Here is a 25,358-nt window from a genome sequence, read left to right on the forward strand (position 1 = left end):
CGACTAGAACAGCTCGAGAATCCGGTGATACATCATCCCGAGTTCGAGCGCAGGCCCGCGCAACGCCGGGCCGCCTGGAAAGCGCGCATGGCGCAACTGCGCGAACAGATCGAAGGCAGCGGTCTCACCCGCCATTGCCTGGGCCACCGCGCGCCCGGCAATGCCGGTCAACGCGACGCCGTGCCCGGAAAACCCCTGCACGTAAAAGTAATTCGGATCGATCGAGCCGAAATCGGGCGCGCGATTGCGCGTCACATCGACAAAACCGCCCCACGCATAGTCGATTCTCACATCGGCGAGTTGCGGGAACACGGCGATCATGCGTTGGCGAATCTCTTCACCGAGTTGCACGGGCGACGCTCCAGTCGAACTCGCCCGTCCGCCGAACAGCACGCGATGGTCCGCCGACAAACGGAAATAGTCGAGAAAGAAGTTGTTGTCGCAAATCGCCTCGTGTCCTTTGATCAATGCATCCGCGCGCTCCTTGCCGAGCGATTCAGTGGCGACGATATACGACGCGATCGGTGCGATGCGCGCGGCGATCGGCGCAGGCAGCACGTTGCCGAGCGTGGCGTTGCCACATGCCGCGACGAAGCGGCAGCGCACTTCGCCGCGAGCGGTGTGCACGACCGGACGCGCGCCACGCACGACCTCGATGACCGGCGAATGCGCGAACAATTGCGCGCCTTCGCGGCGCGCCGCATCGGCGAGACCGAGACAGTACTTGAGCGGATGCAGATGGCCGGAGAACGGATCGTACACACCGGCCAGATAGCGTCGCGACGCGACCCGCGAACGGACTTCGTCGGTATCGAGCCACGAGAGTTTCGTATAACCCCAGCGTTGCGAAGCCGACTCCATCCACGAACGCAGATCGGGCACGCGTTTCGGTTTGGTTGCGACAGTCAGATAGCCGGACGTGAAATCGCAGTCGATGCCGTAGCGCTCGATGCGCTCGCGCACGAGCGCCACGCCTTCCACCGACATCGCCCACGCGGCGCGCGCGCCTTCCAGACCGAGTTGGCGCTCAATGATCTCGTCTTTCGCGAAACCCACCAGCGTCTGCCCGCCGTTGCGGCCCGACGCGCCCCAGCCGGGACGGTGCGCATCGAGCACGACCACCGACAGGCCGCGCGCGCGACACTCCAGCGCTACCGATAAACCGGAGAAGCCCGCGCCGATCACGCACACGTCGGCTTCGAGCGTGCCGTCGAGCGTGGGGTCGTCGGTCAGCGGGCGGGTGGCGCTCGCTTCGTAATAGGAGTTGGCGATCAGCGCGTCGGCGCGCAGGTCGAGTGTGTTGAAGCCGGGCGTCGGGGCATTCATCAAAGCAGGTCCTTCATTCGATACCAGGCCATGGCGAGTACGAGGGCAGGGGTGCGCAGTGTAGCGCCGCCAGGAAAGTCGCGGTGACGAATCTTGCCGAACAGATCGAAGCGCGACGCCTGACCGTCGATCGCTTCGGCGATCAGCTTACCCGCGAGGCCGGTAGTATTCACGCCGTGCCCCGAGAAGCCCTGCGCGAAATAGATGGTGGGCGAAAGCCGGCCGAAATGCGGCGCGCGATTCATGGTGATGTCGACGAAACCACCCCACGCATAGTCGATTTTGACATCGTCGAGTTGCGGGAAGGTTTTGAGCATATCGCGGCGCATCGCTTCGCCGAGGTTACGCGGCGCGAACGTCGAATAGCTCACCTTGCCGCCCCACAGCAAGCGGTTATCGGGCGCGGGCCGGAAGTAGTCGAGTACGAAGCGGCTGTCGCATACGGCGGCTTTGGCGGGCATCAGCGCTTCGGCGCGATCGGGGTCGAGCGGTTCGGTGGCGATTACGTAAGTGCCGACCGGCATGATCTTGCTGGCCACCTCCGGCGCGAGTTTGCCGAGATAGGTATTGCAGGCGAGCACGACGAAGCGCGCCCGCACTTCGCCGCGCTCGGTTTGCGCGACATGTCGGCCGTTTTCTTCACGCAAGGCCGTGACGCAACTGTCTTCGTAAATCTTCACGCCGGCCTCGCGTGCCGCGCGCGCCAGACCCAACGTGTAATTCAAAGGATGCAGATGGCCGCTATCCGCGTCGAACAGGCCGCCGAGGTAGCGTTGCGACTGAACATAGTTGCCCACGCCGTCGGCGTCGACATAACTGAAGCGTTCGTAGCCGAAGCGCCGCTGCGCTTCGTCGCGCCATTTCTGCAACGCATCGGTGTCGCGCGGTTTATTGGCGGCGGTCAGATAGCCAATGGTCAGATCGCAATCGATTCGATGCTTCGCCACCCGTTCCTTGACGATGTCGAGGGTTTCGATCCCCATGTCCCAAACGCGCTTCACGTCGTCCGCGGGCATGTACTTCGCGAACGTATCGATATCGCACGCAAAGCCGCCGATCAACTGGCCACCATTGCGGCCGCTCGCCGCCCATCCGACTTTCGATGCTTCGAGCACCGCGACCGAATGGCCGCGCTCGGCGAGATTCAACGCAGTGGAGATGCCGGTGAGGCCGGCGCCGATCACGCAAACATCGACGTTGATCGTTTCTTCGAGTGCGGGATGGCGGGTGGTGTCGTTGGCAGTGGCAGCGTAATACGAGGCGACGTGAGGCTGGTTCGAGAATCGGAGCATAGGCAGAGCATGCGCAAAGTGCCTGTGCGCGTGGCCGTTCCTGCAGCAAGGCCACGCGCCGGCAGGTCGGATTAGAACGAGTAGATGAACTGTGTCGCGAGCAGGTCGTTGGACTTGCCATACGAACCGTCGTTCTTCAGGAACACCTGTTTGTTGGCCCAGTCGTGGCGGTATTCCACCTTGACCGTGATCTGCTGGGTCGGATAGAACAGCAGGTCGAGCGAAACATCCTGGCGGGTCGCGCCCTTGCATTCGAAGCCAAGGCCGCCGTTCGCCTGCGAATTGGCGAGACAGTCCGCGCCGATACCGAAGCCGTTAGCCGTGTCCATGCCGTTGCCGTTCAACGCGATGCCACCGCCGCCGCCGCCGTTCTTGCTGTCGACCAGCAGGTCATAGCGCACGGTCGCGCCCATGCGGCCCACCACCGGCAGATTGAACTTGCGGTGTGCGAGCAGCGAGAGGCCATACCATTGTGCCTGGCCGCCGTTGTACGCGGCGTTTTGCTGCTGACCGTAGTCGATCTCGGCGTTGTACTGCACGTCGGCGAGCGTGTAGGTCAGGTCGGCTTCGGTGAAGAAGAACGTGCCGCCCGAACTCGGCGCCTGGCCGCCTACGCCGTAGTGGACCGCGCCGGTATCGTCGATCGAGCTAGGCAAGGTCTGACGCCCGATATTGAACGACCCGCCGATATCCAGCGCGCTCGACCACGTGTAGTCGGTACGCGCGGTGAAAGTCGGGATCTTGTTGCTGGTCGTGATCGGATCGCCCAGCGCGTTGGTGCCGATCTGCGTCGTCGCGCCATACGTGCGGTACTGCTCGTTGCCGAGGAAGAACTTCCATGCCCAGTTGCCCGCCGTGTAATTCGCGCCGATCCCGACGTAGCTGCCCGGATCCGAGAAGTCGTACAGCAGGTTGTGCGTGAGCGTGAGCATCTGATTCGACTGCTGCACTTCATAGCCGCCGAAGCTCGGAATCAAACCGGCCACGAGTGTCGTGCTCGCCGTCAGCGGCACGTTGACCACTGCGGTATTCAGGATGTTGTTGCCGATATCGCCGTGCGAGTTCTGCAGCAGCGTAATGCCGTTGCCGCGATTCGGCATCAACGTGATTTCCGCCGACGGCGCCATCGGGCCGACACCGAAGGTCTTCTTGATGTCGAGGTATAGATCGCCGAACGTGCTGTTGAAGTAGTTGTAGCTGCTTTCGTGGTTGGCGAACAGGAACGCCGAACTGCTCTGCGCACGGTTATAGATATAGGTCGGGTCGATATAGCCCGTCACCGACAGACCGGCGATCGGCCCGGTCTGCGCGGCGTCTTCGAGCGAATCGACCTTCAACTGCTGGTTGGCGATCTGTTGCTTCATCGCCGTCACGTCGTCGTTGGTGAGCGTCGCCTGAGCCTTGCCGTAATCCGGCGACGAGATATCCACCGGCGCGGCCACCACCGCCGGAGCAGGGGCCGCGGTCGCCGCCGTGGCTGCCTTCGGTTTGGTGGCGACTTCAGCGCGCAACTGTTTGACCTCCTTTTGCAGTGCATTCAGTTGGGCCTGCAGCGCCTTGATCTGGTCGCTGGTGGCATCCGCCATGGCAATGCCAGGCAGACTCCCCGCCACCAACAGACAGATGAGTTTCTTTCTCATTCAAATTCTCCTTATTGGTCGTACTGCAAAATCACTGCTTATGCACGTGCCGTATCGAGCGAATTCCGTACGGCGGCTTGTTGTGGAGCGGAGGGCAAGGGATCGGCGGCTTCGGCGAGGGCGAAAGCCATTTGCATGTCGCGGTGGCGTTTGCGCTCGCGCAACTGCATCCAGCGGTTCACGGCAATCACGCCGATTGTCACGGTGGTGATAAAGATCGTGGCAAGCGCATTCATTTCCGGATTCAGGCCGAGACGAACACGCGAGAACACGACGAGCGGCAGCGTGGTCGAACCGGGGCCGGACAGGAACGCGGAGAGCACGAGGTCGTCGAAAGAAAGCGTGAACGACAGCAGCCAGCCCGACATCAGCGCCTGCGAGATGAGCGGCAGGGTAATCAGGAAGAACACCTTGAAAGGCGTGGCGCCGAGGTCGAGCGCGGCTTCTTCGAGCGACTTGTTGAGCTCTTTCACACGCGATTGCACGATGATCGCCACATACGACACGCACAGCATGACGTGGCCGATCCAGATCGTGAAGAGCCCGCGGCCCTTCGGCCAACCGAGCATCTGTTCGAGCGCGACGAACAGCAACAGCAGCGAGATACCCTGAATCACTTCCGGAATCACGAGCGGCGCGTTGATCATGCCGGCGAACAGCGTGAAGCCGCGAAAGCGTCCGAAGCGCGCGAGCACGAAACCGGCCCATGTGCCGATCACAACGGAAGCGCACGCGGTCAACAGACCGATCTTCAGCGAAAGCCATGCGGCATTCAGCAGTTCGCCGTCGTGCAACAGCGCGCCGTACCATTTGAGCGAGAAGCCGGACCACACCGTGACGAGCTTCGATTCGTTGAACGAATACACCACCAGGCTGATGATCGGAATGTAAAGAAACAGAAATCCGAAAGTCAGTACGCTATTGGACAGCGTCTTATTAGGCTTGATCATTTCGCGCCCTCCAGTTCCTTGACCTGGTAGTACTGGAACACGGCCATCGGCACGAGCAGCAGTAGCACCATGGCGACCGTGACGGCGGATGCCATCGGCCAGTCCATATCGTTGAAGAATTCATCCCACATCACGCGGCCGATCATCAGCGTGTCGGCGCCACCGAGCAGTTCCGGAATCACGTATTCGCCGACCGCCGGAATGAACACCAGCAGACTGCCGGCGATAATGCCGTTCTTCGACAGCGGCAAGGTGATGCGCGTGAAGGCCGTCCATGGCTTGCAACCGAGGTCGTAGGCCGCTTCGAGCAGCGTCAAATCCATCTTCACAAGGTGCGCATACAGCGGCATCACCATGAAGGGCAGGTACGAATAGACCATGCCGATATAAACGCCAATATCCGTGTGGTAGAGGCGCAACGGCGAATGAATCATGCCGATCGCCATTAGCGTGTGATTGAGCAGGCCGTCGTCTTTCAGAATGCCGATCCATGCGTAGACGCGAATCAGGAACGAGGTCCAGAACGGCAGCATCACGCCCATCATCAGCAGGTTGCGCTTGGTCGGTTCAGAGCGGGCGATGTAGTACGCAATCGGATAACCGATCAGCAGGCAGAAGAAGGTCGAGACCGCGGCCATCTTCAGCGAGCTGATATACGTGGCGACATACAGATCGTCTTGCAGCAGGAACGCGTAGTGACTGAGCTGCATGGCGAAATGCACCATGCCGTCCTTGACCGTCACGAGATCCGTGTAAGGCGGAATGCCCAGACGCAGATCGGCGAAACTGATCTTCAGCACCAGCACGAACGGCAACGCGAAGAACACCGTGAGCCAGAGGAACGGCACGCCGATCACGGTCGTGCGGCCCGACGGCGCAAGCGTCGACAGGCGTTTTTTCAGCGAGCCGAGCAAACGGCTGCCGGACGGCGCGCCGAGCGCCGCGGGAGAGGTAGTGGGATTGCTCATTGCGTCAGCACCACGCCGCTAGCCGGCGACCAGTAGACGAACACGTCGTCGTTATAGGAGGGCGCACCTTCGGCCATCAGATGCGAGCTGGAGAGATTCGACACGACGGTCTTGCCGCTCGGCAGACGCACGTGATACAGCGAATAGCTGCCCATGTACGCGACGTCCGAGACTACGCCGCGCGCCCAGTTGTGCGGCGTCGACGGTTTGTCGAGCGAGACCTTGATGCGTTCCGGACGCACGGAGATGCCGACCGGCATGCCGAGCGGCCCGGTAATGCCGTGGCTCACGTAAATGCGTGATTCGAGGTCTTCGCTTTCCACAAAGATGTGGTCCGGTTCATCCGCGACCACCGTGCCTTCGAACAGGTTGGTCGAGCCGATGAATTCGGCGGAGAAGCGGCTATTCGGAAACTCGTAAACCTGGCTCGGCGAGCCGATCTGCACGATGCGGCCTTCGCTCATCACGGCAAGGCGTCCGGCCATGGTCATCGCTTCTTCCTGATCGTGCGTGACCATCACGCAGGTCACGTCGACCTTTTCGATAATGTTCACGAGTTCGAGCTGGGTCTTCTGGCGGATCTTTTTATCGAGCGCCGACATCGGCTCGTCGAGCAGCAGCAGCTTGGGGCGCTTCACGAGCGAACGGGCGAGCGCCACACGCTGCTGCTGGCCGCCTGACAGTTGATGCGGCTTGCGTTGCGCGTACTTGCTCATCTGCACGAGATTGAGCGCATCGGCCACGCGTTCCCTGATTTCGTTTTTCGGCGTGCCTTCCTGCTTCAGACCGAAGGCGATGTTCGCCTCGACGCTCATGTGCGGGAAGAGGGCGTACGACTGGAACATCATGTTGACCGGGCGCTTGTACGGCGGCATCGCGGCGAGATCTTCGCCGTCGACGAAAATGCGCCCGGACGTGACCGTCTCGAGCCCCGCGAGCATGCGCAGGAGCGTGGACTTGCCGCAGCCGGAGCTGCCGAGCAGCGCGAACAACTCGTTCTTGGCGATGCTCAGGTTGACATTGTCGACAGCGGTGCTGTCGCCGAATTTCTTCACGACATTTTCGATGCGAACGAATTCGTCCGATTTCGATTTTGCCGTCGCTGCGGGGCGGGCCATCTGGGTGGCGCCGGCGGCGCTATTTAAGGTCGTCGAGTTCATGATGTAACCATTCCTTGCGGATCGCGGGCGCAAGTGTCTCCATACGAGGCGCGGGAAGCGTCTCGCAACGTGCGCTGCGATCGGAAAACATGGGACTGCGCGCAGGTGGGACACTAAAATCGCGCAGGCTGACTACGGTTACTGCTATTCATGCGCTCAGGGTTCGAGCGATCCCTGAGCGCGGGATCTATGCTTGATATCGTCGCCTGATTAGTGGCCGGTTTTGAGCTGTGCCCAAAGACGGTTTTCAAGGCGCAGAATGTCGGTCGGCATCGGCTTCATCAGCGTCATCTTGCTCAACACTTCATCGCCCGGATAAACGGTCTTGTCCTGTGCGACAGCCGGCGTTACGAACTGGCGCGCGGCCTTGTTCGCGGTCGGATAGAACACTTCATTGGTGATCGCGGCGTTGACCTTCGGGTCCGAGATGTAGTTGATCCATTTCAACGCGGCTTCAGGATGCGGCGCGTCTTTCGGGATCACCATCACGTCGAACCACAGCAGACCGCCTTCCTTCACGTTCGAGAACTTGATCTGGTACGAACGCTTGGCTTCTTCGGTACGGCGGCTGGCGATGCCGACGTCGCCAGACCAGCCCAGCACCACGCACACGTCGTTGTTGGCGAGGTCGTTGATGTAGCCCGACGAGTTGAATTGGGTGATATACGGGCGAATCTTCTTCAGCACTTCGAATGCGGCCTGATAGTCGGCGGGATTCGTGCTGTTCGGATCCTTGTGCATGTATTGCAGCGTGGCGGCGAAGACATCGACGGCCTGGTCGAGAATTGACACACCGCAGCCCTTCAGCTTGGAAATATTGGCCGGATCGAACACGAGGGCCCAGCTATCCACCGGCGCATTGGCGCCGAGCGCTTTCTGCACGGCCTGCACGTTGTAACCGATGCCGTCCGTACCGTATGCCCAAGGCACGCCGTACTGGTTGCCCGGGTCCGCGTCGGCAATCATCTTCATCAGCACGGGGTCGAGATTGGCGAGGTTCGGCAACTTCGACTTGTCGAGCTTCTGGTACACGCCGGCCTGAATCTGCTTGGCCATGTAGTTCGACGTCGGCACCACGATGTCGTAGCCGGAACTGCCCGCGAGCAGCTTGGCCTGCAGGGTGTCGTCGCTATCGTAGTTGTCGTATTTGACCTTGATGCCGTCCTGCTTTTCGAAGTTCGGAATCGTGTCCTTCGCGATGTAGTCCGACCAGTTATACACATTCAGTTCCGTGTCGGCCGCAAGGGCCGGCGTCACCGACAGCGCCGCAAAACCGGTGAAGGCGAGAAGCGCGGCCCCCGCGACCGCATGACGAAGATGACTAACGCTCATGGTTTTTTCCCTTGATGTGAAGAACCGGCATGAGCGTGATGTGTGGGTGTGCCCATGCCGGAACGGACTGCCGTTACGAAATGCCGAGTTGTTGTGCCGTTGCGTCGATGGCTTTTTTGGCCTTCGAGACGATTTCGTCGATTTCGAGCTTGTTGATGACCAGCGGTGGCGACAGCAGCATGCGGTCGCCGGTGGCGCGCATGATCAGATTGCCGTTGAAGCAGAAGTCGCGGCAGATCGTGCCGACATCACCGCCATTGGTGAAACGCTTGCGTGCTTTCGGGTCTTCTGCGAGTTGCAGGCCGGCCACCAGACCCGCACCGGAGATTTCGCCGATGATCGGATGGTTGGCGAACGTGTCGCGCAGCTTCTGTTGAAAGTACGGACCTGTGTCGGTCTTGACGCGCTCGACGATCTTCTCGTCGCGCAACAGCTTGAGGTTCGCGACCGCGACGGCGGCGGCGACCGGATGACCCGAGTACGTGAGACCATGGTTGAAGTCGCCGTTTTCGATGATCGCCTTCGCAACGCGGTCATGCAGGCCGACCGCGCCCATCGGCACGTAGCCGCTCGTCAAGCCCTTTGCCGTCGTGATCAGATCCGGCTCGAAACCGAAGTGCTGATGCGCGAACCATTCGCCGGTGCGGCCGAAACCGCCGATCACTTCATCGGCGACGAGCAGAATGTCGTACTTGCGGCAGATGCGCTGGATTTCCGGCCAGTAGGTCGATGCCGGGAAGATCACGCCGCCCGCTCCCTGGAAAGGCTCACCAATGAAAGCGGCTACATTGTCCGCGCCGATTTCGAGAATCTTCGCTTCCAGTTGCTGCGCGCGAGCCAGTGCGAATTCTTCCGGCGTCAGGTTGCCTTCTGCTTCGCCGAAGAAGTACGGCTGGTCGATATGCACGATGTTCTCGACTTTCGAGGGCATCTGTTCGTGCATATAGCCCATGCCGCCGAGCGTGCCGCCCGCGATCGTCGACCCGTGATAACCGTTCTTGCGCGAGATGACGAATTTCTTCGAATGCTTGCCTTGCGTCGCCCAGTAATGGTGGACGATACGCAGCACCGTGTCGTTGCCTTCCGAACCGCTGTTGCAGTAGAAGAAATGATTGAACGGTTCCGGCGCGAGCTCCGCGAGCAGGGCCGACAGTTCGATCACCGGCGGGTGCGTCGTCTTGAAGAAGGTGTTGTAGAAGGGCAACTCCAGCATCTGCTTGTACGCGGCGTCGGCCAGTTCCTTGCGGCCATAACCGACGTTCACACACCACAGCCCAGCCATGCCGTCGATCACCTTGTTGCCGTCCGAGTCCCACAAGTACACGCCTTGCGCCTTGACGATCACGCGGCTGCCGGTGCGATTGAGCGCACCCATATCCGAAAACGGGTGAATGTGGTGCGCGGCGTCGAGCGCGCGATATTCGGCGGTGGTGCGTTGCTGTTGCGCGGCTTGTGCGTTCGCGGCGGGCTGCGCCGGTTGCACGTAAGCGACTTCTTCTGTTCTGTAGCTCATACTGCCTCCAATTTTTTGCGTTTGCCTTACACGTGCAGCAGCAAATGCCGGCGTTCCCACGAACTGATCACGCGGAAGAACGCTTCGTATTCGGTTTCTTTCAGGGCGAGGTACGCTTTGACGAATTTTTCGCCGAGTACTTCGGCGATCGGTTCGCAGGCGCCCATCAACGTCAGACCCTCTTCGAGATTGCGCGGCAACTGGTACGGCAATTCATAACCGTCGCTGAGCAGCGGCTCGGTGGCTTCGAGGTTCTGCGTCATGCCGAGATAGCCGGCGGCGAGCGTCGCTGCAATCGCGAGATACGGGTTGCAGTCCACGCCCGGAATGCGGTTTTCGATGCGGCGCGCGGCCGGCCCCGAATGCGGAATCCGGAAACCCACTGTGCGATTGTCGTAGCCCCATGCCACGTTGATCGGCGCCGCCATGAAGCGCGACAGACGACGATACGAGTTGATATACGGCGCGAAAATGGGCATCAGCGCGGGCGTGTACTTCTGCAAACCGGCGATATAGCTCGTGAACAGCGAGGTCGGCTTGCCGTCGGCACCGGTGAAGAGATTGTGGCCGGTCTCTTCGTCGACGAGACTTTGATGCATGTGCATTGCCGAGCCCGGTTCGCCTTCCATCGGCTTGGCCATGAACGTCGCGTACATCTTGTGGCGCAGTGCGGCTTCACGCACCGTGCGCTTGAACAGGAATACGCTGTCGGCGAGCTTGAGCGGATCGCCGTGCATGAAGTTGATTTCCATCTGCGCGGCGCCGACTTCGTGAATCAGCGTGTCGACTTCCAGTTCCTGCACCTCGCAGTACTCGTAGATGTCTTCGAAAAGCGGATCGAATTCGTTGACCGCTTCGATCGAATACGCCTGACGGCCGGTTTCCGGGCGGCCGGTACGGCCGATAGGCGGTTGCAGCGGCAGGTCCGGATCCTTGTTCATGTCGACCAGGTAGAACTCCAGCTCGGGCGCGATGACCGGCTTCCAGCCTTTGGCTTTGTAGAGTTCTAGCACACGGCGCAGTACGCGGCGCGGCGAGATCGCGACCGGCGTGCCGTCGAAGTGAACGCAATCGTGAATCACCTGGGCAGTCGGATCGACGGCCCACGGAATCATGCGGATGGTGCTGGGGTCGGGCACGCAAACCATATCCGGATCGGTGACGCCGGTGAGCGTGCCGTCTTCCGGATAGTCCCCTGTGACGGTCTGGATCATCACCGCCTGCGGCAAGCGCATGGACTCGCCGGACTCGAACTTGCTGCGCGGAATGATCTTGCCGCGCGCGATCCCGGCCATATCCGGAATGATCGCTTCGATTTCGGTGACACGGTTCTTCTTCAGAAATTCGTCGATGTCATGCATGATTATTCTCTCTGTTTTGGTGCGCGACCGGCTCAGGCGTGCGTGGCAGCGGCGGATGCCGCGCCATAGCCGGCCTTGGTGCGCATTCGATCGCGGCAGGCGTCGCCGAACGCCCGAAAGATCGCGGTGGAAAGCGCGTCGGTGGCATGCTTCCACTCCGGGTGCCACTGCACACCCAGCGCGAAGGCACGCGCATCTTTCACGCTTACCGCTTCAATCAGGCCGTCCGGCGCGGTGGCTTCGGCCATGAGGCCCACGCCCAGCCGCTCGACGCCCTGACCATGCAATGAATTCACACGCGCTTCATTCGTGCCGCCCGCGAGACGCTGCAACAAGCCGCCCTGCGTCAGCGTGATCGAATGCGACGGTGCGTATTGCACGTCGAGGTCGTCTTCCTTGTTCTCGCGATGGTCGTTCAGGCCGTCCACCGCGTGAACGCTTTGATGCAACGTCCCGCCAAAAACCACGTTCATTTCCTGGAAGCCCCGGCATACGGCCAGTACCGGCACACCAGCTTCGATCGCCGCACGCATGAGCGGCAACGTCGTCGCGTCGCGTGCTGCGTCGTGCAGCGTGCCCGGCGTGCTGGGCCGGCCGCCGTAGCGGTGCGGTTCGACATTCGAATAGCTGCCGGTAAACAGCAGACCGTCGACTGTCGCCAGCACGTCCGCGGCGGACTGACGCTCGCCGAGCGCCGGTAGCAGCATGGCCAGCGCCTGTGAACCGTCCACGATCGCGGCGATATATTTCTCGCCGACCACGTGCGACGGGTGGACTCCCATCATCGTTCTGTCGGCGCTGATGCCGACGAGGGGTTTGTTTCGCATAACGAATAGACGTGTGTGTTCCCCGCGGGACGCGGCATGAACAACGTTAAACACTGCGCGGCACGATTCCGCAGCCGTGCGCCGAGCGCGAGGCCACCGGATGGTGCGGGCGGTCGTCGTCAATGGAAACGCGCCGCGCGTGGTTATCAGATGGGCTGTTCGATTCGATCCGCTGCGGTGCGCAACTGAGCCGATGTGCATGAAACGCGCGGGCGGCAGACGGCACCGCACATGCAGGAACGCACGGCTCGAAGGAGCGCGCTCACGCAAACGGATGAATCGAACAGCGAAAAGGAGAGAGGCGCTACGGCAGCAGCGAGGCGACTTCGTCCGTGCGAACGGCAATGAAGGCGCGCGCGGAGATGGAGTTGTGACGTCGAACTGAACGGCGGGACAGGATCGTGAAGACGGACAGAAAGCGGCGGAACGCAAGGCTGCCGTTGCTGCCGTCGGCGATGGCGCCGTCAGCGCGAGGACAACTCGCCTGACTACGATTCCATCTCACCAAAGGGCCTCGGACTCTCACGATTACACTCGACTAGCGACGTTGAAAGTATTGAACGGCCTGCTCGAAATCCGCACGGGGCGTTTAAAGAAACAGGACGCTGGGATGATCGCCTCGAACCGATGCGAACCGGGTTCGCTGCGCCGCAAAAACACACTTTGGTGCTTCCGGACGCCGGTATGACGATCGCCTGTGAATCAGCATATACGAGCCAATAAAGCCGTCAAATGCTTTTTGATAAAACATTTATCAGGGCTTTCCCGAGGGTCCGGCTAGAATCCCGCCGTGTGGGAACGTTCGTTGCGAGAAACACATTTCGGAATCCTTTCAGGGTTTTCCCCAGCGGCGCAACGATTAAAGTGATTAGAATATTCAACACTCGCAGGGCCACTTCGTTGCCCGAGTCATGTCGTCACTCAGTGCCCGATCGTCTTCCATGTCAGAGAACCTAGCGATGTCCATAGAAGTAGCCACCCGTCTGCAATACATCCGCAAGAAGCACGGCTTGTCACAGCGTGAACTGGCGAAACGGGCGGGAGTGACGAACGGCACCATCTCGCTGATCGAACAGAATCGCGTGAGCCCGTCGGTCGGCTCGTTGAAGAAACTGCTCGAATGCATTCCCATGAGCCTCGCCGAATTCTTCACCTTCGAAGTCGAGGTGGAGCGTTCGGTCGTGTCGCGCCGGGCGGATATGCCGAACCTCGGCAATGAGTCGATCGAGTTCTATCTCGCGGGGTCGAGCGTGAAAGACCGCAACATGGGGATTTTGCGCGAGGTCTATCAGCCGTTGTCGGACACCGGTCCGGAAATGCTGGAGCATGAGGGGCACGAGGGCGGGGTGGTGGTCAGCGGTCAGATCGAACTGACGGTGGACGGCATCACATGGCTGCTCGACCCCGGTGACAGCTACTACTTCGAAAGCCGTCTTCCGCACCGTTTTCGCAATCCCAGCGCGGAGCATCTCTGCGAGATCGTGTCGGCCAATTCGCCGCCCACCTTCTGAAGACTCCGCGCCAACGCGCCTCGACACAACTCAGCGCCGCAGTTCAGTGCCGCATGAAGTCGATGCAGCTTTGCGTCGAGCGCATAACATTGAGGCATCCTGATGGACAAGAAATCTCTCGCTTTCTGGCAAGACAAAGCCGCTACGCTGACTATTGAGGGCCGGGCGTTTATCGACGGCGAATACCGTGACGCCGACGGCGGCCGCACGTTCGACTGCCTGAGCCCGATCGACGGCAAGCTGCTCGCCAAGGTCGCCGACAGTGGCGCGGCAGACGTCGACGCCGCCGTTGCAGCCGCGCGCCGTGCCTTCGATTCCGGTGTGTGGTCGGGCCTCAACCCGCGTCAGCGCAAAGCGGTTCTGTTGCGCTGGGCCGCGTCGATCCGCGAGCACATGGACGAGCTCGCGCTGCTCGAAACGCTCGACGCCGGCAAGCCGATCGCCGACACCACCAGCGTGGACGTGCCGGGGGCGGCATATTGCGTCGAGTGGTTTGCCGAAGCCATCGACAAGGTCGGCGGCGAAGTCGCGCCGGCCGATCATCATCTGGTGGGACTGGTCACGCGCGAGCCGATCGGCGTGGTGGCGGCAGTGGTGCCGTGGAATTTCCCGATCCTGATGGCGTCGTGGAAATTCGGCCCGGCTCTGGCCGCGGGCAATAGCGTCGTGCTCAAGCCTTCGGAAAAGTCGCCGCTCACCGCGATCCGCCTCGCGCAGCTCGCACTGGAGGCAGGCATTCCCGCTGGCGTGTTCAACGTCGTGCCGGGCGCGGGCGAGCCAGGCAAGCTGCTGGCGCTGCATCAGGACGTGGACTGCCTTGCGTTTACCGGCTCGACCAACGTCGGCAAGCTGATCATGCAGTACGCCGGCCAGTCGAACCTGAAACGCGTGTGGCTCGAACTCGGCGGCAAGTCGCCGAACATCGTGATGCCGGATTGCCCGGATATGGACCGAGCGGCGAACGCGGCGGCCGGTGCGATCTTCTACAACATGGGTGAAATGTGCACGGCGGGTTCGCGCCTGCTCGTTCACCGCGACATCAAAGATGCGTTTCTCGACAAGTTGATCGCCGCGGCGCGCAGCTATACGCCGGGCAACCCGCTCGACCCGAAGACGTCGATGGGCGCGATCGTCGACAAGGTGCAGCTCGAACGCGTGCTCGGCTATATCGAGGCAGGCCGTTCAGAAGCAAAGCTGCTGCTGGGCGGCGCGCGCGTGAAAGAAGAAACGGGCGGCTTCTATATCGAGCCGACCATCTTCGAGATTCCGGCTTCAGGTGCGAAGGTTGCGCGGGAGGAGATCTTCGGGCCGGTGTTGTCGGTGATCACGTTCGATACCGTTGAAGAGGCGATCAGGATCGCTAACGACAGCGAATACGGTCTCGCCGCCGCTGTCTGGACCTCGAACCTGACCACCGCGCACGAAATGTCGCGCAAGCTCCGCGCCGGCACGGTATGGGTCAATTGCTACGACGAAGGCGGGGACATGAACTTCCCGTTCGGCGGCTACAAGCAATCCGGCAACGGCCGCGACAAGTCGCTGCACGCGCTGGAAAAATACACCGAGCTGAAGTCCACGCTGGTGCGGCTGCGCTAAAGGATTCGCGAAGCCAGCGCGGCGGCGTGCATGAGGCGCGCCGTCGCGTTCCCAATGAATCCGATGCCGGCGTTGCGCGTGCCACCCAGGAACTTCACGCGCAACGCTGGACTGTCTACAGGTATCAGGTCATCCATGACTGAACTCGTCTATGGCGACGGCGCGATCCGCCGCACGTCGCTTTATGGCTCGTCGATCGAAAACACCTATGCGGGCGTGCTGTCGTTCATGCGCCGCAAGTACACGCGTGAACTCGACGGTGTCGACGTGGTTGTTTCCGGCGTGCCGCTCGATCTGGCCACTACGTTCCGTTCGGGCGCGCGTCTTGGCCCCGCCGCGGTGCGCGCGGCCAGTGTGCAGTTGTCGGAGTTGCATCCGTATCCGTGGGGTTTCAATCCGTTCGATGACCTCGCCGTGACCGACTATGGCGATTGCTGGTTCGACGCCCACAATCCGCTCACCATCAACGCGTCCATCGTCGAGCATGCGCGCGCGATTCTGCGCTCGGACGCGAAGATGTTGACGCTCGGCGGCGATCACTACATCACCTATCCGTTGTTGATCGCGCATGCGGAAAAGTACGGCAAGCCGCTTTCGCTGATTCATTTCGACGCCCATTGCGATACCTGGGCCGATGACAGTCCCGACAGCCTGAACCACGGCTCGATGTTCTACAAAGCGGTGAAAGACGGTCTGATCGATCCGAAGACTTCGGTGCAAATCGGCATTCGCACATGGAACGACGATTTTATGGGCATCAATATTCTCGACGCCGCCTGGGTGCACGAGCATGGCACGCGGGCAGCGGTGGAGCGGATCACGTCGATTGTGGGTGAGCGTCCCGCTTATTTGACTTTCGATATCGATTGTCTCGATCCGGCTTTCGCACCGGGCACGGGCACACCCGTGGCGGGTGGTTTGTCGTCGGCGCAGGGGCTGGCGATCGTGCGCGCGTTGGGCGCGTTGAATCTGGTCGGCGCGGATGTCGTGGAAGTCGCGCCCGCATACGACCACGGCGAGATCACGGCGATTGCCGCCGCGCATATCGCCTGCGATCTGTTGTGCCTGTGGCGTCAGCGCAAGGTTGCGCATCGCGAGGCTTAGGCGCGCTCACCATCCGTTTCTATCTGCGCGAACCGGCTCAGCCCAACGACGACGAGCGCTCGGGCTGGCGCCGGCCTTCGCGCAATCCGAGCGTATAGATCACCAATGCGCCGCTCATGAGCGCCAGTTGCCACATCAACATGTCGCTGCCACGCGCTTTCATGGCGAAGCCCGCGGCAAGCGGCCCAACGATCGAACTCGCCGTAAAGGTGAGCGACACCAGCCGCATGTTGCGCGTGAGCGCGGCCTTGTCGCTGCAAGCCGCCGCGTACATGCCGAGTGTGATGAACGAACTGTTCATGCCGCCGAGCAACAGTGCGCTCGCGGCCGCGAGCCACGAGGCGGGCGCGTTCAACGCGAATCCGCAGATGGCCAGCGTGCTGAGCGCGGCGCAGACGATCACCGTGGCGGCGAGCCCCGCGCGATCGGCCAGCCAGCCGACCGGAAATTGCAGCGCCATGCCGCCCACGCCGAACAGCGTGAGCAACGTGGCGGTTTGCGTGGCGCTGAGGCCGTGCGCGTCGGCGAATAGTGGGAAGAGGCCGTACAGCGCGCCGTCGCCGATACCGCCCGCCGCGACGACCACCATGCCGAGGCTCACGAGCGCGCCGATCGGCAAGCGCCGTTCATCGCTTGTTTTACGCACGGGCCGCGCGGTGTCCAGAGCGGGCCGCTTCTCATCCGATGCGGTCGACCACAGCGGCAGCGCCGCCGCGAACGTGAAGGCCGCACCGGCCGCGAACGTCATGCGCCCATCGACATCGCACCACACCGCAAGCGCAGGGCCGATAACGCCCGCCGTGGCGATCAGCGCTTCATGCACGCCCACCACGCGGCCGCTCGATTCAGCGGGGACCAGACTATAGAGCCAGGTCTCGTTGGCGATCCAGCGCAAGCCGATGCCCAGTCCCGTGAGCAGTCCGGGAATTAGCCAAAGCGGCCACGACAAAGCGCCCATGGCCGCGAACGCCACGAGCGTGGCCAGCAGGCCCAGCGACACCGTGCTTTTTGCGCCAATGCGCGCCACCAGCCACGGCGCGATCAGCAAGCCGGCCAGCATGCCGGTCCATTGCGCGGCGGAAAAGAGACCGGCGCGCGGCGCATCCAGCCCGCGGTGGGCGAGCCACACTGGCAACACCATGAAGCCGATGCCGAACTGGCCGACCTGCGCCAGGGCCGATACCGCGGTCAATGCCGCGATGGCCGGCCAGCGCACCGGTGCGGCGGCTTTCATGAATGGCCCCGCTCTGGCATAGGCAGGCCCTGTTCGCGGCATTCGACCGGACAGCCGGCTTTCAGGCATGGGCCGTCGTCGCAGAGGCGGCACAACTGCATGGCATGCGCCGGATCGCGCGTCTCGTGCCACAAGATCTTGATCAGCAGGCTTTCCAGCACTTCGCGCTCGCTGCCGTCGAGCCGTCCGACAACGCGTTGCAGCATCCTGTCGCGCGCCGTTTGCAGACGTTTGGCTTCGCGTTTGCCGGCCACGGTCAAGGCCAGTGCAACAGCGCGTTTGTCCGAGCCCGTTCTTTTCTCGACGAGACCCGCCTCGACCAGTCCCGCCACGGCGCGCACGGCGGCCGGATGCGACAGGTCGACTGCTTCGCGCAGCACTTCAATGGATGAATCGGGATATTGGCCGACCGCGTTGAGCATGGCGCGGGCGGTGGGGCCGGCGAGCGCCTCCACGGCGGGCTGCGCGTTCATTTCGTCGGTGATCAGCAGGGCTAGCACGCCCAGCAGATTTTCTGTGCGCTGCGTCATGGCAACACCTCAATGTGTGCAACGTGCATATATGCATGGTGCACACATTGGGTGTGAAGCGCAAGCGGTTTTTCGACAGACGCGCGCCGCGAGCTTCGCAGTATGGGCTCTTATTTCGCCAGCCGCGCCCGCACCGTGTATTCGCCTTCCTCGCCTTCGTCTTCCAGCATGTGAGCCTTTGCCGTATGGAAGTCGGGCGGCAACGGCTCCACGGGATAACCGCGTTTCTCCCACGCGTCGAGTCCGCCCTTGAGCGCGCGGATATGGTGAATATTCTTGCGATGCAACTGGTTGACGATCCGCTTTGCCGTTGCTTCGTTCGGACACACGCAGTAGACGACGATCGGCCGCTTCAGCAACTCGGGATCGATCGGTTCGGGTGAATCGAGATCCAGCGGCCGCGCGCCGGCGATCCGGTGCGATTCCTTTTCGCGCACGCTGCGTGGACGCGCGTCGAAAATCAGCGGGGGCTCGTTCGACTTCATCAACTCGTCGAGTTGATCCGGCGAAATGCGCGTATGCGCGAGCCATCGACGAAACTGCCAGCGGCGCACCCAGCGATACAGCAGCACCGCCACGAAGATCACTGCGAACGCGTCGAAAATCGTGCCGCCGTTATGGCGTACGAGGAGCATCAGTTGCACGATCTGGTCATGCAGGGCGCCGCCGCCAATCACCCACACGCCGGACCACAGTACGGCACCGACAAAATCCCACAGCAGAAACACGCCGACGTTGATGGCTGTCGTGCCGAGCAGCGGCGCGGAAATCAGGCCGAGTCCGGGCAGGAACTTCGCGATGGTGAGGATCGGCGCGCCGTAGCGCTCATAGGTGTTGCGCGCGACACGGACCGTGGTGTCGAGCGAGAGGGAGAAGCGCACCAGAGAATTCAGCAGGCGGCGGCCATAAGCCCGGCCGGTGAAGAACCAGAGCGAGTCGGCAATCAGCGTGGCGCCGACCGCGGCGCATACGACGCTCGCATACGAGGTTTGCCCCATGGCGGCCATGGTTCCACCGAGGATCAGCATCGGCGCGGCCGGAATCGGCACGCCGAGTTGCGTGACGAGCACGCTCATGAACACGGCCCACACGCCCAGCGAGGGTGGAATAGCAACCGGAAAATGCCACACAACCGCGCTCCTCAGAATGCGATGAAGGGATTCGAAATGTCCGCGCCCGGGTGGCGCGTTGCGAGCAGGCAGCGCATGTTCCGTTCCCGTACGACACCGGACGCCATAGTACAAGAAAGGTATGAAAGGCGGATTTAAGCACAAGTGGCAAAAGGGCGCTCTGAAGGCGGCCAGTTGCCCTTGGGCCTTACGCGGAATGACGGGGCCAAAGATATGCGTGACCGACTGCGGCGGCGAGCGCCGGCCGGGTTATATCCGGTACGAGGCTCGCCGCGCGTCGCGCGGCGGTTCAAGCGTCCGAGGCCGGATCGTATGGCACGACCCGTTCGTGCTCGTCCGCATGGTTGCGCGCCACGATCGCTCGCGCTGCGGTATTGGCGTCCAGATTGAACGGCTGATGCGGCACGCCGGGTGGAATGAAGAGGAAATCGCCCGCTTCGGTGATGACGGACTCGCGCAAGCCAGGGCCATAACGCGTTTCGATCTTGCCTTCGAGCATGTAAATCGCGGTTTCGTAGTCGGCGTGGAAGTGGGGTTCGGCGTGGCCGCCGGGCGGCACCACGACCATATACATGGACAAACCCGTGGTGCCCGCGGTGCCGGCCGAGATGCCGACAAAGTAAGGCAGCCGCTGAGTCGTCGCCATTTCCCGGTCGGGGCGCACCTTGACGACGGGCGCTCGCGCGTCGCGCAAAACGTCTGACATGGTCAACTCCTGTTGAAATCCGGCCGCGCGGGGTCGTCGCGGCGTGTCTCGAGCTCCCTTGACTGCAAAGTCTAGACGATATGGGCGTCGATATCGGACCGTGTCGAGCGCGGAGGTGCTGCGGCGGCGCGGCTTGCTAGAATCGTCTTCATACCCATACAGATACGACGGAGACATCGCATGACAAATCCCCGACCGATCAGCCGCTACCCCGTGCCGGAACCGGACGCATGGCCGGACGACATTCGCGCTCGCATTCTCGAAGTGCAGGAGAAAGCCGGTTTCGTGCCGAACGTCTTTCTGACGCTCGCGCACCGTCCGGACGAGTTCCGCGCGTTCTTCGCCTATCACGACGCGCTCATGCTGAAAGACGGTGGCCTCAGCAAAGGCGAGCGCGAAATGATCGTGGTCGCCACCAGCGCGATCAACCAGTGCCTGTATTGCGTGGTCGCGCACGGTGCGATTCTGCGCATCTACGAGAAGGCGCCGTTGGTGGCGGATCAGGTCGCCGTGAATCATCGCAAGGCGGATATCACGCCGCGGCAGAAGGCGATGCTCGATTTCGCGGTCAAGGTGTGCAGCGAGTCGGGCACGGTCGGCGACGCCGATTTTCAAACGCTGCGCGAGCATGGCTTTTCCGACGAAGACATCTGGGATATCGCCGCGATTACGGCGTTTTTCGGTTTGTCGAATCGTATGGCCAACGTTATTTCCATGCGTCCGAACGACGAGTTCTATCTGATGGGGCGTGTGCCGAAAGCTGCTGCGGATACGCCGCGAAAATAGCGGGGGCGCCTGCTGGCAGCTTTTTTTTTGCTATGTTTCTCGCCGGGTCGATGCGAGTGCATGGGAGGCTGCGCTTGTAGCCTCCGCCCGCAAGTGCCGCAAGGCCCCCAGCGCCCACACGCACGTTCACACCGCCGCCGGCTCGACCCGCAGCGTATGCGTACTCACCGCGGTGTCGTCGATCGGGAAGTGCAGCATCGCGGCAACGAGGCCGGCTATCACGGTCGCTTCCCACAGCAGGGAATACGAGCCGGTGAGATCGAACACCAGACCGCCCAACCACGCGCCGAGAAACGAGCCGATCTGATGGCTCAGAAAGCAGAACCCGAACAGGCTGCCGAGGTGGCGCGTGCCGAACACTTTGGCGACGAGCCCGCTCGTGAGCGGTACGGTACCGAGCCAGGTCAGCCCCATCACGGCCGCGAAGATCACGACCGAAGCCGGGCTTTTCGGCAACAGAAAGAACGCGCCGATCGTCGCGCTGCGAATCAGGTACAGCCAGCCGAGCACGACATGCTGCCGGAAACGCCCGCCCAGCCAGCCGCAGGCCCAGCTGCCCGCCATATTGAAGAGGCCGATCAGCGCGAGCGCGGTGGCGCCGAGTCCGACCGGCATATGACATAGCGACAGATATTCGGGCAGATGCGTGGCGATGAACGCAAGCTGGAAGCCACACGTAAAGAAGCCAAGCGTCAGCAGCCGGTAGCCGCGATGCCGGGCCGCCTGGGCGAGCACTTTACGAAGCGGCTCAAGCGGCGCTTCCTGAACCGGCGTGCCCACCCGCGCGCGCCGGTCGAGCATCATGCCGAGCGGCGCGATCAACAGCATCAGGAAAGCCAGCACGAAAAGCGATGTGGCGATGCCCGAACTCAGCCGGATATTCTGCACGAGCGGCACCATCAGCACCTGACCCGCGGAACCGCCGGCGCTGACCAGACCCATCGCCATGCTGCGTTTTTCAGGCGAGGCGATTCGGCCGACCGCCGGCAACACCACGCCGAAGGTCGTGCAACTCACGCCGATGCCCACCAGCAATCCCATACCGACGATCAGCATGGCGCCGCCCGGCGCCACGGCCGCGAGACTGAGCCCGGCCGCGAACGTCGTCGCGCCGAACGCGACCACCGGCGCTGAACCGTAACGGTCCGCGGCCGCGCCCGCGAACGGCTGGGCGAAACCCCACACCAGATTGTGCAGCGCGATCGCGAACGCGATCAGCGTGATCGGCAAGCCGCGGTCGAACGAGAACGGCCCGATGAAGAGACCAAAGGTCTGCCGGATGCCCATCGCGGCGCTCAGAATGAGCGCACCGGCAAGGATCACGAGCGTCGTCTGGTTGAATGCGGGGCTGAAGCGTTTGCTGCCGTTGGTGGTCGACATGGTTCTGATCTCCTTTGACACCATGGTCGCAGCGAGCATCAGAAGCGGCAAAAGAAAAGATTTCGACGACAGGTGAGCGTGGCTCACCTGTGCGAATTACGCAGGCGGTTTAGTTGGCGGCGCTGCGCACTGCGTGGGCGGTTGCGTCGGCGTCCGTCGCCAGGTGCTCGGCCTCGCTCACCAGCCAGCGCTTGAAGTCGAAAAGCTCCGGCCGACGATCCGCGTTTTCAGCGCTCACCAGCCAGTAGGCCGTGGTCGAGGCGATGGTCGCCGGACTCGCCTCCACCAGCACGCCGCTGACCAGTTCGGAATCCACCAGCGGCTTTCTGCCGAGCGCGACGCCGAGGCCCACGGCGGCGGCTTCGAACGCGAGCTGGATCGTGTCGACATGCAAGCCGCCGGTCGTGTCGATGCCTTCCGTGCCGGTCGCATCCAGCCACACCTGCCAGTCTTCGCTGGCGGCGTTGACGTGAACGAGCGTCGCGCGTCGCAGGTCGGCGTGGCCGTTCTCGTCGCGCAGCGTTTCCAGATACGCGGGGCTGCACACGGGCACGAAGCGCTCGCCGAACAGGCGCGTCCAGGCGGTGCCTGCAACCGGCGCGCGGCTCAAGCGGATCGCGAAGTCGAAACCGTCGACGGGAAAACCGACCTGACGATGCGACGTGTCGACGCTCACGTTCACATTCGGCCAGCGCGCGCGAAAGCCGGCGAGGCGCGGCAACAACCAGCGCGACGCGAAGGTCGGCGCGCAACTCAGCGCGATCGGGCGGTCGGCGCGGTGGTTCGGCAGGCGCTGCGTGCCGATGGCGATCAGCGAAAACGCCTCGGAGACGTAGGACAAATAATCCGCGCCGGCCGCCGTGAGGGAAATGCCGCGCGGCTCGCGCGCGAACAGTTCGACGCCGAGCGCCTGTTCCAGTCCGACAATGCCGTGGCTCACGGCGCTCGGCGTCACATTCAGTTCCGCGGCGGCGAGTTTGAAACTCTGATGCCTGCCGGCCGCTTCAAAAAAACGAAGCGCCGGCAGCGGTGGCAGACGAAGCGGCATGTTGCATCCCCATGAACGGCGCGCCTGTTGCGCGTGCGGTTTCGCTCAAGGATACCTTGCCGCGCGCTTTCGGTTGCCGCGCTTGGGGCGTGAGCATCGCCAGAGAATTTTCGCCGACGCTGTCGATTTGCCGCCGCGCGGTTCGTCGTGGCTATATAGAGGACGGGAACGCGTCCGCCATCGCGGCGCTCACGCCCTTTATCCTTGTTCCGTAAGAGGAGATGGCTGATGACCGACGCACACGCATCCACCCAGACCCTGACGCCGGCCCGGCTGCTGGCCGACGCGCCGAGCCGGTTTCCCGGCGAGAGCGCCGAATATCGTCGCGCGCGCAACGATCTGCTCGCCGAGGAAATCGAATTGCGCCGGCATATTGAGCGCGTCGCCGCACAGCGCCGCGCGCTGCCGCCCGGCGGCGTCGTGCCCGAGGATTATTTGTTCATGGGCGAAGCGGGGCCGGTAACGCTATCGGAGATGTTCGGCGCGCATGACACGCTCGTCACCTACAACTGGATGTTCGGCCCGCAGCGTGCCCGGCCGTGTCCAATGTGCACGTCGCTGCTGAGCGCATACGACGGCGAAATGCCCGATATCCTGCAGCGCGTGGCGTTTGCCGTGATTGCCCGCTCGCCGATCGAGAAACTGGTTGCGTTCAAGAAGGAGCGTGGCTGGCGGCACCTGCGGCTTTATTCGTCAGGCGGCAACACCTTCAATCGCGATTACGCAGCCGAAGATCCGGCCGGCGACGATAATCCCGCGTTCAATGTTTTCTCGCGTTCAGGCGGCACCGTGCGGCACTTCTGGGCCGAGGAGATGGGCCCCTCGACGGCGGACCCCGGCCAGGATCCACGCGGCGCACCCGACGTGATGCCGATCTGGACCGTGCTCGACATGACGCCCGGCGGTCGCGGCACGGATTGGTATCCGAAGCTCGAATACGGCGCTGCGGCGGTTTAGGCCGCTATTCGGCCTGACCAGAGAGAATTGGCCGGGTCTTTCGGCGATGGCCCGCGCGCGCGGCCATCGCTTCACGCACGGCGTCGCGGATGCACTGCGCTACTAGCTCCGAGGCTCGGGTGCGCGTCGCCCGCTTCGAGCGCGCGATCACGAGCGGCTGGCGGATGGTTTCCTCGCGGATCGGCCGCTCGGCGACCGCTGTGCTGACCGCAGCCGCCGGGCTCTGCGTGATCAGCAGCGATACCCCCAGGCCGTTGGCCACCATGCTCCGCACCAGTTCGATCGACGTCGCGCGATAACGGACTTCCGGCGTCAGCCCAAATTGCCAGAACGGCGCCATCAAAAACTCACGGCTGTGCGGCAGATCGATGAGAATCAACGGCTCTTTGGCAAGCTCGGAGAGCGAAATGCCGCCGCGCGCTTTGGCGAGCTTCGAGTCGGCGGGTACGAGGCCGTATGGACGCAACGATGCCAGCGGCTCGAGTTCGAGTTCGGCGGGCAAGCCTACGTCGTAGGTCAGCGCCAGTTCGATATGGCTGCTGTTCAGCCATTCCTCCAGTTCCACCAGATTGCCTTCCACGAAGCGCACCGTCAGGTTCGGAAAACGTGTTTGCGCAATGCGCAGCAACACTGGCAAATACACCGGAGCCAGCGTGCTGAACACGCCGATATGGACTTCTCCCGACGCCGCGTCGCCGCTGTCGTCGAGTTCGAAGGCATTGGCGGCGGCGAGCAGTTGACGCGCTTCCGCAAGCTTGCGCACGCCGAAGCGCGTCAACGTCATCTTCGAACCGGCGTCGCGCGCGAACAGGGTTTCTTCGAATAGCGCTTCCAGTTCGCGGATCGCAACGGAGATAGACGGTTGCGAAACGTTGAGCTGACGTGCCGCTGCCGTCGTGCTGCCGGTTTGCGCCGCAGCCGCGAAATAACGCAACAGCCGCAGTGAGATACGCATTAATAATTCCTATAGCAGCTAATTTATTCCCATATTTTACTTGATAGGTCTG

Annotated in this window: 23 protein-coding genes; 5 read left to right on the forward strand and 18 right to left on the reverse strand. The window is 62.4% G+C overall.

Annotated features, from left to right (window positions below):
• Positions 1-3: 3 nt before the first annotated feature.
• The 11 genes from BLW71_RS34140 to BLW71_RS42995 form a co-directional block, all read right to left on the reverse strand.
• On the reverse strand, positions 4-1,326 hold the full coding sequence (locus BLW71_RS34140) for an NAD(P)/FAD-dependent oxidoreductase (protein ID WP_091807534.1): 1,323 nt from the start codon (positions 1,324-1,326) through the stop codon (positions 4-6).
• A complete protein-coding gene (locus BLW71_RS34145) occupies positions 1,326-2,618 on the reverse strand; it encodes an NAD(P)/FAD-dependent oxidoreductase (protein WP_091807535.1) in 1,293 nt (430 codons plus the stop codon). The genes BLW71_RS34140 and BLW71_RS34145 overlap by 1 nt, the downstream gene beginning before the upstream one ends.
• Before the next feature lie 71 nt (positions 2,619-2,689).
• A complete protein-coding gene (locus BLW71_RS34150; protein WP_091807537.1) occupies positions 2,690-4,258 on the reverse strand; it encodes a DUF3138 family protein in 1,569 nt (522 codons plus the stop codon).
• A 38-nt stretch (positions 4,259-4,296) separates the two neighbouring features.
• Complete coding sequence (locus tag BLW71_RS34155; RefSeq protein ID WP_091807539.1) at positions 4,297-5,208, reverse strand: ABC transporter permease subunit; 912 nt, start codon at positions 5,206-5,208, stop codon at positions 4,297-4,299.
• Positions 5,205-6,176, reverse strand: coding sequence for an ABC transporter permease subunit (locus tag BLW71_RS34160; RefSeq protein WP_091807541.1), 972 nt, complete (start codon positions 6,174-6,176; stop codon positions 5,205-5,207). The genes BLW71_RS34155 and BLW71_RS34160 overlap by 4 nt, the downstream gene beginning before the upstream one ends.
• Positions 6,173-7,336, reverse strand: a complete 1,164-nt coding sequence (locus BLW71_RS34165; RefSeq protein ID WP_091807543.1) for an ABC transporter ATP-binding protein — start codon at positions 7,334-7,336, stop codon at positions 6,173-6,175. The genes BLW71_RS34160 and BLW71_RS34165 overlap by 4 nt, the downstream gene beginning before the upstream one ends.
• 210 nt (positions 7,337-7,546) lie before the next feature.
• Positions 7,547-8,668, reverse strand: coding sequence for a polyamine ABC transporter substrate-binding protein (locus BLW71_RS34170; protein WP_091807545.1), 1,122 nt, complete (start codon positions 8,666-8,668; stop codon positions 7,547-7,549).
• A 73-nt stretch (positions 8,669-8,741) separates the two neighbouring features.
• Positions 8,742-10,181, reverse strand: a complete 1,440-nt coding sequence (locus BLW71_RS34175) for an aspartate aminotransferase family protein (RefSeq protein WP_091807548.1) — start codon at positions 10,179-10,181, stop codon at positions 8,742-8,744.
• 26 nt (positions 10,182-10,207) lie between these two features.
• Positions 10,208-11,542, reverse strand: a complete 1,335-nt coding sequence (locus BLW71_RS34180; RefSeq protein WP_091807551.1) for a glutamine synthetase family protein — start codon at positions 11,540-11,542, stop codon at positions 10,208-10,210.
• Positions 11,543-11,574: 32 nt separating this feature from the next.
• The gene (locus BLW71_RS34185) at positions 11,575-12,369 is read right to left on the reverse strand and encodes a gamma-glutamyl-gamma-aminobutyrate hydrolase family protein (protein ID WP_091807553.1); all 795 of its coding nucleotides are present in this window, start codon (positions 12,367-12,369) and stop codon (positions 11,575-11,577) included.
• A gap of 304 nt (positions 12,370-12,673) precedes the next feature.
• Positions 12,674-12,895 carry a hypothetical protein gene (locus BLW71_RS42995; protein WP_171983793.1) on the reverse strand — a complete coding sequence of 74 codons (222 nt, stop codon included), beginning with the start codon at positions 12,893-12,895 and terminating at the stop codon, positions 12,674-12,676.
• A 433-nt stretch (positions 12,896-13,328) separates the two neighbouring features.
• On the opposite strand from BLW71_RS42995, the gene BLW71_RS34195 reads away from it, so the two are divergent.
• The 3 genes from BLW71_RS34195 (at position 13,329) to speB (ending at position 16,580) form a co-directional block, all read left to right on the forward strand.
• Positions 13,329-13,880, forward strand: coding sequence for a cupin domain-containing protein (locus tag BLW71_RS34195; protein WP_091807554.1), 552 nt, complete (start codon positions 13,329-13,331; stop codon positions 13,878-13,880).
• 102 nt (positions 13,881-13,982) lie between these two features.
• Entirely contained in the window at positions 13,983-15,476 is a 1,494-nt protein-coding gene (locus tag BLW71_RS34200) for an aldehyde dehydrogenase (RefSeq protein WP_091807556.1), read from the forward strand.
• Positions 15,477-15,611: 135 nt separating this feature from the next.
• Entirely contained in the window at positions 15,612-16,580 is a 969-nt protein-coding gene (gene speB / locus BLW71_RS34205) for an agmatinase (RefSeq protein WP_091807558.1), read from the forward strand.
• Between the two features lie 37 nt (positions 16,581-16,617).
• Here the strand turns inward: speB and BLW71_RS34210 are convergent, their stop codons facing one another.
• From BLW71_RS34210 to BLW71_RS34225, 4 genes are all read right to left on the reverse strand, one after another.
• The gene (locus BLW71_RS34210; protein ID WP_091807560.1) at positions 16,618-17,814 is read right to left on the reverse strand and encodes an MFS transporter; all 1,197 of its coding nucleotides are present in this window, start codon (positions 17,812-17,814) and stop codon (positions 16,618-16,620) included.
• Positions 17,811-18,344 (reverse strand): MarR family winged helix-turn-helix transcriptional regulator, encoded by a 534-nt coding sequence (locus BLW71_RS34215; protein WP_091807562.1) that lies wholly within the window; start codon positions 18,342-18,344, stop codon positions 17,811-17,813. Before BLW71_RS34215 ends, BLW71_RS34210 begins: the two co-directional genes overlap by 4 nt.
• A 110-nt stretch (positions 18,345-18,454) precedes the next feature.
• Positions 18,455-19,474 carry a VTT domain-containing protein gene (locus tag BLW71_RS34220; RefSeq protein ID WP_091807564.1) on the reverse strand — a complete coding sequence of 340 codons (1,020 nt, stop codon included), beginning with the start codon at positions 19,472-19,474 and terminating at the stop codon, positions 18,455-18,457.
• 289 nt (positions 19,475-19,763) lie between these two features.
• Positions 19,764-20,180, reverse strand: coding sequence for a cupin domain-containing protein (locus BLW71_RS34225; RefSeq protein WP_091807566.1), 417 nt, complete (start codon positions 20,178-20,180; stop codon positions 19,764-19,766).
• A gap of 180 nt (positions 20,181-20,360) precedes the next feature.
• Here BLW71_RS34225 and BLW71_RS34230 point away from each other — a divergent pair, with 180 nt between their 5' ends.
• Positions 20,361-20,966 carry a peroxidase-related enzyme gene (locus BLW71_RS34230; RefSeq protein WP_091807568.1) on the forward strand — a complete coding sequence of 202 codons (606 nt, stop codon included), beginning with the start codon at positions 20,361-20,363 and terminating at the stop codon, positions 20,964-20,966.
• Positions 20,967-21,092: 126 nt separating this feature from the next.
• On the opposite strand, the gene BLW71_RS34235 is transcribed toward BLW71_RS34230, so the two are convergent.
• Together BLW71_RS34235 and BLW71_RS34240 are read right to left on the reverse strand one after the other, a co-directional pair.
• A complete protein-coding gene (locus tag BLW71_RS34235) occupies positions 21,093-22,346 on the reverse strand; it encodes an MFS transporter (protein ID WP_091807570.1) in 1,254 nt (417 codons plus the stop codon).
• A gap of 109 nt (positions 22,347-22,455) precedes the next feature.
• Positions 22,456-23,394, reverse strand: coding sequence for a LysR substrate-binding domain-containing protein (locus BLW71_RS34240; RefSeq protein ID WP_091807573.1), 939 nt, complete (start codon positions 23,392-23,394; stop codon positions 22,456-22,458).
• A 228-nt stretch (positions 23,395-23,622) separates the two neighbouring features.
• Here BLW71_RS34240 and BLW71_RS34250 point away from each other — a divergent pair, with 228 nt between their 5' ends.
• Entirely contained in the window at positions 23,623-24,351 is a 729-nt protein-coding gene (locus BLW71_RS34250) for a DUF899 family protein (RefSeq protein WP_091807577.1), read from the forward strand.
• A gap of 4 nt (positions 24,352-24,355) precedes the next feature.
• Here the strand turns inward: BLW71_RS34250 and BLW71_RS34255 are convergent, their stop codons facing one another.
• On the reverse strand, positions 24,356-25,306 hold the full coding sequence (locus BLW71_RS34255; RefSeq protein ID WP_091807580.1) for a LysR family transcriptional regulator: 951 nt from the start codon (positions 25,304-25,306) through the stop codon (positions 24,356-24,358).
• Positions 25,307-25,358: the final 52 nt, after the last annotated feature.

This window comes from Burkholderia sp. WP9 (assembly GCF_900104795.1).
Classification (GTDB): domain Bacteria; phylum Pseudomonadota; class Gammaproteobacteria; order Burkholderiales; family Burkholderiaceae; genus Paraburkholderia.